This is a genomic window from Colwellia sp. Bg11-12 (genome assembly GCF_014076955.1).
GTDB lineage: Bacteria > Pseudomonadota > Gammaproteobacteria > Enterobacterales > Alteromonadaceae > Colwellia_A.
This window is the reverse complement of sequence record NZ_JACGUZ010000081.1, coordinates 104,061-115,777: the sequence shown is the minus strand read 5'-3', so window position 1 is coordinate 115,777 and position 11,717 is coordinate 104,061. Positions and strand designations below refer to the sequence as shown.

The window sequence follows — 11,717 nt, the reverse complement described above, 5'->3', positions numbered from 1 at the left end:
ATAAAAATAAAAATAAAAATAAAAATAAAAATAAAAAACGCAAGGATGACAAATTATGTCAGAAGCAATACGTGAAAAAACAAACCTTGATATAAGAGCTGCTTATTTGTCGGGTGAAGATTTAAAACTGGCGGCATCATTACTGTATCAAGCCTATCATGACGATCCTGTTTTTTTGGAAATATTTTCCAATGAAAATAACGATTACGAACAAAGATTACGAGCAGCCATTCGCGAAGAGCTAAGCGCTTTTTGGCATGCAAAACAACCTATGGTTGGCCTGTATTTGGGTGAAGCAATGGTTGGGGTCGCTTGTTTAAATAGTCCAGATGAAAGTGTAAGTTCTGAACGTTTCTGGCACTGGCGTTTAAAGATGATGCTTGGCGCGGGTTATTTTAGTACCAAGCAAATGATTGAAAAAGAAAAAACGGTACTTGCTGCTATTCCAATGAAAAAGTTTCATATGCTTTCGTTTATTGCCATTCATCCTTTACATCAACACCATGGGTTTGGGCATTATCTTTTGGCTGCCGTCAATACGATACTAGAAGAGCACTCTGATAGTGAAGGGGTGGCTGTTTATGCGACAACAAAGAAATATCAACAATTTTTTAAAGAAGTTGATTATGAATTTGTTCAAGAGCTTTCCGTTGGAAATGTTACGGGGTCATTGATGATTCATTACAGAAGTAAAAATTAAGCTCAATTTTATAATAACGTTTTAGATAAATGCCGAATTTTAATTCGGTATTTTGCTTTTATTACTTTGTATTTTCAGTGAGCTTTACCTAAAAAAATCAATCAAATGTCACAGGTTGACTACTTCGCTTTGTTCTCTATCTTAGTCAACTATATTATTATCAAGTAACAGAGTATTCAGTATATGTTAAGGCGTGTTAATGAAATTTGAAGAAGCACAAAGAAATATGAATTTCTCATATTTTGGTGGTGGAACAGGCGTTTTAGTCTCTGGCGTTATTTGGTGTATTGCGGGAGGGGTGGCGCTGCTTTATTCAAATCAATTGAGCATGCTAGCACTATTCTTTGGTGGCATGTTTATACATCCATTAGCGATGTTATTTTCAAAAACACTTAAACGCCCAGGAAATCATAGCCCTGATAATCCTCTGGGTAAGCTGGCTTTAGAAAGCACAGTTATATTATTTGTTGGTTTTTTTTTAGCTTTCTATGTTGCTAAGCTGCAAGTGGAGTGGTTTTATCCAATAATGTTGATGATTATTGGCGTACGCTATTTAGTTTTTAATACATTATATGGTCTTAAAACTTATTGGGCTTTAGGCGCTTTATTAATGATTTCTGGTATATTGTGCATCTTATCAGGCGCTGACTTTGTTATTGGCGCCTTTATCGGTGGTGTAACGGAAATTGTCTTTTCATTTGTGATTATAACGCAATCGAAAGATTTGACTGTTAACATCGCTTAAGTGGCTAAACACATCTCTAAGGTTATCTATCGTTTTTTTATTCACAAACTAACTGTCATTTTCCAACGTTGAGGGTGCGATAGATTACTCTATTAATATTTACTTTACATGATCATTTCGGAAAAAATAATGGAAGCATTAAACAAACAATTAGATTTTATTATTGAACTAGATAAACTTAAGGGTGTTTATCGTCAAGCACTCGTTAAGTCTGATAAAAATAGATTTGAGAACAGCGCTGAGCATAGCTGGCATATTTCATTAACAGCGCAAATACTTCAAGAATATGCCGAAGAAAAAGTTGATATTTCACGCGTTATGAGTATGTTACTTATTCATGATATTGTTGAAATAGATGCGGGGGATATGTTTGCTTTTTCTGATAAAAAAGCGCTTGCCGAGCAAAAAGATAAAGAAATAAAGGCCGCAACACGACTATTTGGTTTATTGCCTGAAAAACAGTTTCAAGCTTTTAATGACTTATGGTTAGAGTTTGAACATGCTGAAACAATAGACGCTCGATTTGCCAAAGCCATGGACAGTGTATTACCTTTATTACAAAATATGAGGAATGAAGGTGGAAGTTGGGTAAATCATAAAGTTAAAAAATCACAAGTGATGAAACGTAATAACTTTCTTGAAGGACTTGCTCCTCAATTATGGTTATATGTTTGTCAGCAAATTGATATTGCCGTAGCAAAAGGTTGGTTGCAAGATGGGTAATAGCAACGATACAAGCTTAAATATTGTTGATTTATTTTCTCTTTAACTGCAACGACTACTGATGTTTATTTAACGTGGTGGAATATTATTTTAATAAGGAGTAAGTATGATAGATTTTAAGAACTCATCGGTTTTTAAGTTAAAACCTATTCACATTGAGGATGCGAGAGAGGACTTTCATAAATTTATGATTGAGGGAGAGTCAATTTTTGCTGCTTTTAAAAGTATTAGAGACCAAGTTATTTTCACAAATAAACGTATTATTGCCGCTAACGTTCAAGGCATTACTGGCTCTAAAGTAGATTATACATCTTTGCCTTACAGTAAAATTCAAGCTTTTTCAGTTGAGTCATCCGGCACATTAGACCTAGATTGTGAAATAGAGGTTTATTTAAGTGAATTGGGTATGGCTAAATTTGAAATAAAAGGTTCGTTCGATCTCATAAAGTTTAATCAATGTATTAGCCAATATGTACTTGCTTAGTAAATAGATTACGATGAAGAGAAAAGTTATAGGCTGTTGCCTATTAATACGTTAGCGACCTAAATTTACGACCTTATAAGGACTTAACGATGAAGCTGCTATATTCTAACGAAAATCAATTTCTTGTAAATAATGTGAAAAACATTATTGAAGCCGAAAGCATCAGTTCATTTATTAAGAATGAATTTGCACAAGGTGCTGTAGGTGAAATCTCAGCCTTCGATTCTTGGCCAGAAGTTTGGGTGGCAAATGACGAGGACTATGAACGCGCGTTAGCGATATTGGCATCATCTCAACGTGATGTTAAAGGTGAAGATTGGCTCTGTAAAAACTGTAAGGAGAAAAATGATCCTTCTTTTGAAATATGTTGGAATTGTCAGCATGACCATTTATAACCAAGCAGTAGAAGCTCGCTAAAATTAAAAGCGCTCTTGTTTGCTTTATATTTTTCTCCCTTGAACAACACAGATTTGAGCGTTAGAGATTGAAATGACACCAGGTATTAACATCGCCAAAAAGCATCAAGTTACACATACAATACATGAGTACTCTCATGATGAATTAAGTGAATCTTATGGACTTGAAGCCGCCGATAAATTAGGTGTTGATGCCGGTCAAGTTTTCAAAACCTTGGTAGTGACACTCGACAATAAGGCGTTAGTTGTTGGCGTAATACCAGTTTCATCTATGCTCAGTATGAAGCTTATCGCCAAGGCGGTGGGCGCTAAAAAAGCCACCATGGCTGATAAATCTGATGTTGAACGCTCTACTGGATATGTACTTGGAGGGGTTAGTCCGCTTGGGCAAAAGAAGCCCCTTAAGACGATTATTGATTCATCGGCAAATCAGTTTACTACCATCTATGTTAGTGGTGGCCGCAGAGGTTTAGAAATTGAGTTGAGCCCTAGGGACCTCATAAAACTGACAAAAGGTAAACTTGCTGAAATATGTCAATGACCGATTATTTAGCAAGTTAATCCAGTGACTATTTAGGTCATTAAGTAATATTCATGCAGTGTTTTATCAACCTTGTTGAACATGTATAAATGACTTAATCAATGTTCACTAGAGTACCATTCATTCTCATAAGCTAGGCTTCCCCATAACACATGTGCTAAAGCTATTTTAGCGAGTTTATCGTTAATGAGTTTAGGTATAAGTTTCTTTTCTTTGAAATTATATTCAAAATTTACAGGCGGCTTTTGTGGTTGAAGTATAGTGACATCACCATCTTCCATATACGCAAAGTTCTCGGCATATTGCATCATTGCTCGCCCAGAAGCATCTGGCTGGTTTAAATCATGCCCAAGCATAGGCGAATGGTTGGTGACCCCTATTAATGATAGTAATGTCGGAGCTAGGTCGATTTGGCTGACTATCCTTTTGTCAAAGAAAGGAGGCTTACCTGAATTAAGAATTACGCCTGGAATATGAAAGTTCTTAATGGGAACAAGCTCATTACCTAATGCTCTGGCATCATGATCGGCAACAACCATAAAGACGGTATCCTGCCAATAGGGTTGTTTTTTTGCCTTGTCGATAAATCTTCCAAGCGCATAGTCAGCATATTGAATGGCTTTATGACGCAATAACTCTTTGGAATCATACTTCGCTAATTGTTCATTTGAGTATTCAATAGGTGTCACCACACCTGCAGGTATTTCAAAGGGATCATGATTACTCGATGAAAAAATAAAACTTAAGAAAGGCTTTTCATTTTTGTGTAACGCGTTTAATTCGACATTAGCTTGATTAAATAAGTCTTCATCACTGGCCCCCCAAGAAGCAACAAACTTAGGTTTTTTTATATCATTAAAATCAACGATGTCAGTAAACCCATTCCCTAGGAAGAAGCTTTTCATATTGTCGAAATGACTTTCACCGCCATAAATAAATTGCGTGGTGTAACCGTTCTTTTCCAGTAAACTTGCAATAGTGAAAAATCCATGTTGAGATTTATCAAGTTTAACAACGGCTCTTGCAGGTGTAGGTGTAAAGCCTGTTATTACTGCTTCAATCCCCCTGACTGAGCGTGTACCTGTTGCGTACAAGTCTTTAAACGCCCATCCTTCGGCGTTTAACTTATCAATTTCAGGTGTTAGTGGTAGTCCTCCTAAGGACGATACAAATTGTGCTCCTAAACTTTCTTCTAAAATAATCACTAGATTTTTAGGCTTACCTTGGTAAAAAGGTGCTCGAGAGGTAAAAGACGGCTGGGCTTTACTGTTAAATGCCTGTGCGGTTAAGCCTGTTTCTTGGCGAATAAGCTGAATAACATCATCAGTAGCCATTTTTCCATAAAGCTTTGAAGCATTTTCTTCATTACCGAACTGTTTATAGGCATGAGCAACACTATAAATAGAATTGAGTGTTAATGAATTAATTAATGGGTCGTTAGAGAAATAAACATAGGACGGATTGATAGGGCGATGGCCCATTGTTCCTCTAGCGCAGAGAAAGAGTACACAAAAGAGCACAATAAATGAAAGTGCTGAGGATAACGGTGACAAATTGATGAGTGTTTTTTTTGTATAAACAAGTTTGTTGATACTTTGCCAAATGTATTTACTGGGAATAATCAAGAGTGATGATATAACGACTATGGTGGGTAAATGTCCATTGAATAACATTTTCATTACTTCATCAGGGTAAGCAAGATATTCGATAAATAATCTATTGGGCCGAAAACCATATTCAATAATAAAGGCAGGGGTTGCTAGTTCAAAAAAAAGCACACTCATAAAAATGAAGAAAAATATAACGTTTAATACGCTAAGCCATGCTTTGCGAAATTTAGACAGCATGAGCCAAGGGTGAAATATCGCAGGTAAAATAAGTAAATAGCCCACGGTACTCAAGTCAATTTTTAGTCCATTAAAGACGAGTGTAAAGATAGTGCCTAAATCGTTAAAACGGTCAACTTGCCAAATACCTAATCCAACTCTCGTAATAAAAAGCGTGAAAATTAGCAAAAATGAAAATAGTATAAATGGGCGCAATAAAGCGATAGCAGAGGTAAACATCGTAATTAATATCTCTTATAAAACACTCTGCTACACTATCGTATGAAACTTAAGGAAAGCTTAACTTAAACTGAAGTTAAGCCAGTATAGTCTTTAAAGTAATACTATTAGCCAAATACAACTTGCTACAAGTAGGCTTACCATGACTGCTGCTGATCCTAAATCTTTTGCAAGCCCTGACAATGGATGAATTTCTAAGCCAACTCTGTCGACAACCGCTTCAATAGCTGTGTTTATTATTTCTGTAAATATAACAAAGACAATTGCGAGTATTAATATCACTTGTTCTTTAATACTGATATCAAAAACAAAAGATGTGGGTATAACAACAAGTAGCAGTAAGAGTTCTTGTTTAAAAGCAGATTCATTGTCGTATAACCACTTAAAAGCGCGTAATGAGTTTAATGCGGCCAAATAGATTCTTCGCACGCCTTTAGGTTTAGTGGTATTGTCAAACATTAGTCTTGTATCTCCATGGTTATGTCTTTAGTTATCGTGGTACGTGCTATAGCACCTTGTGATTTACATTTTATAAAAGGATCATTATCAATATCATATGCTTTTGTTCGAACTGACATAATACTCAGCAAAACGTCAAAAAAATTGTCATGGGTTATAGGTGATTTTGCTGACGTATTTAAGCAATTAAGGTTAAAGTCATTTTGTATTGGATCAGTCCAATACAGCATCGGTACATGGGTTTGTTCCTCTGGTGCAAAGGCATAAGGTAACCCATGCAAATAAAGTCCTTTCTCGCCAAGCGATTCGCCATGATCTGAAATATAAAGTAAAGAAGTCTCGATATCATTTTTATCAGCAACTTGATCTAATTCATTAATAACCTGCGAGAGTACGAAGTCGGTATAAGCAATAGTATTGTCATAACTATTAATCAGTTGCTCTTGTGTACAATTTTGAATATCGCTACGTTGACAATCAGGGATAAAAACACGTCTTTTTTTAGGATAGCGTTTAAAGTAAGTAGGCCCGTGAGAGCCGATCATATGCAGTACAATGAGTGTGTTTTGATGTGTTAACTTACCGAGTTTACTTCTTAGAGGCGCTAAAAGTGCTTCGTCATAGCAGTACTCACCATCACATAAAGGGTTTGATTTATCAGTGTCTATTTGTTGCATTTTTACCCGGGTACAAACACCTTTACAGCTGCCGTTATTATTACTTATCCATAAAACATCAGCGCCAGCTAAATGGATAATATCAATGACGTTTTGTTGGGCTGTTGCAATACGCTTTTCATAGCCGTCTTTATTTAACCTTGAAAACATACAGGGCACAGATACAGCTGTTGCTGTTCCACATGAACTCATCTTTGAGAATGAGATCACGCCTTGTTTTTCAGTATATTGGTTAGTCGGTTTACTATAGCCATTAAGTGAAAAGCTTTGGGCGCGAGCTGTTTCTCCCAACACCATAACGGTGACCTGTTTTTTATGATTGTCACGAACAATTGATGGCGCGGTATCTAAAACTTTAAATTCAAGTGGTGGGTAAAAATAGTGATTGCGGACAAATTTGAATGAAGCTACCACCATTTTATAAGGCGTTATGTAGGTAATGAGGTCTTTATTATTTCTGCCGACCGCTGCATAATTTGAATAGAAAAAAGCACAGATTAAAAATACAGTAACAAGACTTAAACTAAGCAGTCTTAGTCGGCTTAAAAGCTCTTTTAAAAAGGGTTGATAAGTTAATTGAACGGAGTAGATGATGAATGAGGGAAGTAATCCAAAAAATATAAAGAATAAAATAGCGTGAAGGTTTATGTAAGATAAGGCTTCTGCTGTATCGGTTTCAAGGGTATTTTGAACCATGCCATAATCAAAGACGATCCCGTATGAAATAGTGCCATAAAAGAGTAATGACGAACAAATCACAGTCGCGATAAGCAAGGGTTTAGTTAACCATCTAAATGAAAAAACGCCTTGTATAATAACGGTTAGCGATAAAAGAAATATTGGCAAAGACAATAAGAATAAAAAACTATAATTATCTAATGCGGTAATTATATCTACTGTTTTCACCAAAAATGGCAAGTTTAAGATCAGTGCAATATAACAACAGGTAAAAAACAACAATTGATTTGTTGTTAATTTTAAACGTTTAAAATAAGAAATGTAGTGAGTGATTAAATTCATAAAAACACCTATAGGTAAGTGTCTTCATACTAATAATATAAGCTTAAGGTTGGCTTAGCTTAAACTGAAAAAAGCCTTTATTTGAATAATCAATTTACCTTAGGGTTGATTTACGCTAAAAAGAGAGGGTTTTACAAATAACGCTTCCCGCATAATCACAATAAGGCACGATTTAGATGTTTCTCTATTCACAATTGCTACGCTCAATTCTTACTCGAACTTACTTATTGTCCTGCTTGGCTATGGTCAGTTGTTATGCACAAAGTACAGAAACCCCTACCGTAGCAAACAATGCTACTTTGATAGAATATGCTGCACATTATACCGTTTACCGAAAAGGTGATAAATATGGGAAAGCAGTAAGAACGTTATCGAGAACTGATGATGCTCTTTATAAGTTGACGTTTAAAACTGAAGCTTCAAAATATTTTTATGTCATAAATACCCAAGAGTCCAGTGAGTTTACATATGATGCACAGCAAGTAAAACCATTAAAATATATCAGTAGTGATGAGCGAACCTTTAAAGAAACCAAACATCAAATGATTGAATTTGATTATGCGGCAGAAGTCGTTTTAGGTGAAGATATAGCGCAAAAATGGTCACTTCCTTTAACGCCTAATATACTTGACCCTTTGTTAGTTATAGAAAAAATGAGGAACGAAATCGGCAACCAAAGACAGAACTTGGAGTATTTAGTTTATGATGAAGGAGCCGTTAAAACATATTCATTCGTATTTTTAGGCAGAGAAAAGATTAAAACAACGATGGGAACAGTTGATACGATAAAAGTTTCACGAGTAAAAAAGAACAGCTCAAGAAAAACTCACTTTTGGTTGAGCACAGAGCATCATTTTATCCCTTTTAGAGTAGAGCAAGAAAAGGATGGTAAAGAAGTTGCGACACTTGAAATAGAAAAACTGACATTACCAACTGCGTCCAGTAATCGATAAATAACGGTGTACACGTTAGTTAACTAATTAGTTGTTAAAGGTGCTAAGCGGATTATATTATAATAGTGAAAACAATCTTTTGGTCGTGTTCTATTGAAACGTTTATAGTTGCACCAATTTTTTCACAGTATGATTTAACTATGGCTAAACCTAGCCCATACCTTTCTTCAGAGGTTCTTGATGAATCTTTTTGCCATAAAGGTTCAAAAAACAAAACTAAGTCTTGCTCTGAATAATCAAATGTACTGAAATTTGAAATTGTAACCTTCATTTTATTTGTCTTTTGATCAGGGGCAATATCAATCATTATAGGCGTTGAGTCAGAGCTATAGTAAAGGGCATTATTAATGAGGTTGGTCAGCACAGTAGTGAAAGCAAATTCATTTGTTTTAATATTTTCACATTGGTGATGAACGCTTAACTTAACATCTCGAGCATTCTTATTTTCTGTGATAATAATGGTATTGATCAACAATGTAACATTAACTTGTTGTTTTTCTAATTCAGACAAAGAAGCGCTTTTCTGCAGTAAAAGTATACCATTGACTATATTTTTTAAGCGCTGAGTAATCGTCAGTACATCAGTCTTAAAGCTTGCTGCTAATTGTTTTTCATTAGGAAATTTTATCGCAACTTCACTTAAATTAAGTAACTCAGCAATAGGCGTCTTTAACTCATGAGCAATATCTGAGGTGATTCTTTTTTCTCTTGAATAGAGAATTTTATTTTCACTGATAAAATGATTAATACCTTCTGCGATAGCAACAAGTTCTTCTGGTAATGTATTTGTCGAAATTTCACTAACTTCAGAGTTTAAATTTATCTGTTTTAGCGCAGCATTTAATTCATCAAGTGGTTTTAAACCACGCTCAACAACATTAAAAACAATAAGTCTTACCGCGATAACAGCTGAAATTGAGGTAAATATAAAAATAATGTCTACAAACCAAAGAATTTGATTTAAAGCCTCATTACTTGTTGCGTAAGCCAACTCCATTGGTTTTTGATTTTTTACAAATTCCTCTCTCGCTAAACCAAACGCCTCTTTAACATCAATATCACTATCAATTTGAGGTTTAAATCTTGTGAAATACATTCTGCCAGAACGTCCGTCTGGTAGGGTTATATTTATTATTGATGATTTATGTAGTGCAACGGCTAACCTTGGTAATTCGTTGTCTTCAAAGAGCTTAAGTGTTTCTGAACGTTCAAATATTTTATTGTCACGCCATAATTGAAAGTACTCGGGATCGTTTACCCCTGAAAACTCAGGCATAAATTCATCAGCAAAATCAAAATCTATTTTCTCAGGGGCTTCGCTGACTAATGTCTCTAACAAGCCTGCTTTGTTTACCATCGCGCGATCAAATTCATTACTGATCCAGCTATCAACACTTATATCTGTTATAAAAAAAAGCGATACCAATAATACAGATATAGAAATTGATATATATCGACTTAACTTTTTCTTAATAGAGTTCATTAACAGTTCTCAACAAAGTAACCAAAACCACGTTTAGTTTTTATCGGTAAATCATGCCCAATATCTCTCACTTTTTTTCGGGTAGTGGAAAGGTGAGCTTCAATTGAGTTTTTAGCCACTGCATTATATTGTCCTGCTAAGTACTCACTCAATTTTTCTGGTGAAACCACTTTACCTTGATTAGTAAAAAGGCATTCAACGAGCTTATATTCATTAGGTGTTAAATGAGCATCTGCCCCATTACACAGTAATTGTTTTAAATGAATGTCTAATGAAAACAAACCAATATTAATCTTACTGTCATTGATATTTAAGCTACCCCTGCGCATTAAGCAGAGCAGGCGAACATGAAGTTCGTCAAAGGAAAAAGGTTTTGTTAAGTAGTCGTCAGCCCCATTTAATAAGCCTGAAATTTTATCTTCTGTAAGATCGCGTGCTGAAAGTATCAGTACTCTGAGGTCTTTGTTCGCTTTTCTGATGGCTTTTAATATAGCCGTACCGTCAACAGATGGTAGCATTAAATCAAGTATGAGTAAGGAGTAATCCCCCGCTAAAGCCATGCTTAAACCTTCTGAGCCATCACCGGTATCATCGACAGTAAAGCCAAGGTTTGACAATCCTATTTTTAGACTCCTTCGCAACGAAGTTGAGTCCTCAATAATCAATATTTTCAATGTTAGCCTACTATAAATATGTTTTATTTATAGAACATAGCAGAGTTAACTTAAGGTTAGCTGAGTTTTTACTTAGATTATGCTCTAGAGCGCTTAAAATATATCGGTATAAAAGTATCTACAAAAAGCATAGAGACCTTACTCTGGACTATATTTATAACTCATCTTCTTAATAACAGCGAGGTGTAGCTTTATTGACCTATAAAAAGTTAATGACTATTTCTTTAGAATTATCCTGATCAATTTAGCCTTTGGGTGTTTCACTTTTGGATTGAATTCTTGTGAGACATATCTTACAAGTACGTAAGATATTGAGTAAATCACTTCTAGTAAATAGACTGTTAATTTACATTACTTCATGATTACACTGTGTTTTTATATTTTTACATACTTGTTACAAATTAATATTGTTAAATTAAAAAATTATGATGACTTGGAAAATATCAAAATCAACGTATTATTTACTCAATCAAGAAGATGCAGATCAGGAAGATCAATAGAGTAGATAACTCTTTAAAGGACGCTTGAAGGATTAGGCAGGATGATAGGAATCATCAAAGGAAATAAAAGGAATTAGGTTAAAGGATTAACAGCTAACGGAAGAGCTCACAAGGACGGAAAATCACTATAGATGTTACTTAGGATGAGTGGCAATCATGGAAGATGAAAGGAAAGAAAAGGACTATTAGGATATACTACGGACAGTTCTTTATGGATGAAGCGGGACACAATATTATGCAGGATGCATATAAGCTAGTTCAAGAAATGCGGCTCTA

At 35.1% G+C, this 11,717-nt stretch carries 12 protein-coding genes; 7 read left to right on the top strand and 5 right to left on the bottom strand.

Features of this window, described 5'->3' with window-relative positions:
- Positions 1-55 precede the first annotated feature (55 nt).
- From H4J39_RS17720 to ybaK, 6 genes are all read left to right on the top strand, one after another.
- Positions 56-700, top strand: coding sequence for a GNAT family N-acetyltransferase (locus tag H4J39_RS17720; protein WP_182229661.1), 645 nt, complete (start codon positions 56-58; stop codon positions 698-700).
- A gap of 199 nt (positions 701-899) precedes the next feature.
- Positions 900-1,445: a DUF7010 family protein gene (locus tag H4J39_RS17715; RefSeq protein WP_182229660.1), complete on the top strand. Its 546-nt coding sequence runs from the start codon at positions 900-902 to the stop codon at positions 1,443-1,445.
- A gap of 129 nt (positions 1,446-1,574) precedes the next feature.
- On the top strand, positions 1,575-2,168 hold the full coding sequence (locus tag H4J39_RS17710; protein WP_182229659.1) for an HD family hydrolase: 594 nt from the start codon (positions 1,575-1,577) through the stop codon (positions 2,166-2,168).
- Positions 2,169-2,274: 106 nt separating this feature from the next.
- Positions 2,275-2,652: a PH domain-containing protein gene (locus H4J39_RS17705; protein WP_182229658.1), complete on the top strand. Its 378-nt coding sequence runs from the start codon at positions 2,275-2,277 to the stop codon at positions 2,650-2,652.
- A gap of 89 nt (positions 2,653-2,741) precedes the next feature.
- A complete protein-coding gene (locus H4J39_RS17700; protein WP_182229657.1) occupies positions 2,742-3,047 on the top strand; it encodes a DUF2007 domain-containing protein in 306 nt (101 codons plus the stop codon).
- A gap of 94 nt (positions 3,048-3,141) precedes the next feature.
- Positions 3,142-3,609, top strand: a complete 468-nt coding sequence (gene ybaK / locus H4J39_RS17695; RefSeq protein ID WP_182229656.1) for a Cys-tRNA(Pro) deacylase — start codon at positions 3,142-3,144, stop codon at positions 3,607-3,609.
- A 98-nt stretch (positions 3,610-3,707) separates the two neighbouring features.
- Here ybaK and H4J39_RS17690 read toward each other — a convergent pair whose 3' ends face one another.
- From H4J39_RS17690 to H4J39_RS17680, 3 genes are all read right to left on the bottom strand, one after another.
- A complete protein-coding gene (locus H4J39_RS17690; protein WP_182229655.1) occupies positions 3,708-5,675 on the bottom strand; it encodes an LTA synthase family protein in 1,968 nt (655 codons plus the stop codon).
- 93 nt (positions 5,676-5,768) lie between these two features.
- Positions 5,769-6,134 carry a diacylglycerol kinase gene (locus H4J39_RS17685; RefSeq protein WP_182229654.1) on the bottom strand — a complete coding sequence of 122 codons (366 nt, stop codon included), beginning with the start codon at positions 6,132-6,134 and terminating at the stop codon, positions 5,769-5,771.
- Complete coding sequence (locus H4J39_RS17680; protein ID WP_220462251.1) at positions 6,134-7,831, bottom strand: phosphoethanolamine--lipid A transferase; 1,698 nt, start codon at positions 7,829-7,831, stop codon at positions 6,134-6,136. Before H4J39_RS17680 ends, H4J39_RS17685 begins: the two co-directional genes overlap by 1 nt.
- Before the next feature lie 176 nt (positions 7,832-8,007).
- On the opposite strand from H4J39_RS17680, the gene H4J39_RS17675 reads away from it, so the two are divergent.
- The gene (locus tag H4J39_RS17675; RefSeq protein ID WP_182229653.1) at positions 8,008-8,784 is read left to right on the top strand and encodes a DUF3108 domain-containing protein; all 777 of its coding nucleotides are present in this window, start codon (positions 8,008-8,010) and stop codon (positions 8,782-8,784) included.
- 52 nt (positions 8,785-8,836) lie between these two features.
- Here H4J39_RS17675 and H4J39_RS17670 read toward each other — a convergent pair whose 3' ends face one another.
- Complete coding sequence (locus H4J39_RS17670) at positions 8,837-10,267, bottom strand: HAMP domain-containing sensor histidine kinase (RefSeq protein WP_182229652.1); 1,431 nt, start codon at positions 10,265-10,267, stop codon at positions 8,837-8,839.
- Positions 10,267-10,941: a response regulator transcription factor gene (locus H4J39_RS17665; RefSeq protein WP_182229651.1), complete on the bottom strand. Its 675-nt coding sequence runs from the start codon at positions 10,939-10,941 to the stop codon at positions 10,267-10,269. The genes H4J39_RS17670 and H4J39_RS17665 overlap by 1 nt, the downstream gene beginning before the upstream one ends.
- Between the last annotated feature and the right edge of the window lie 776 nt (positions 10,942-11,717).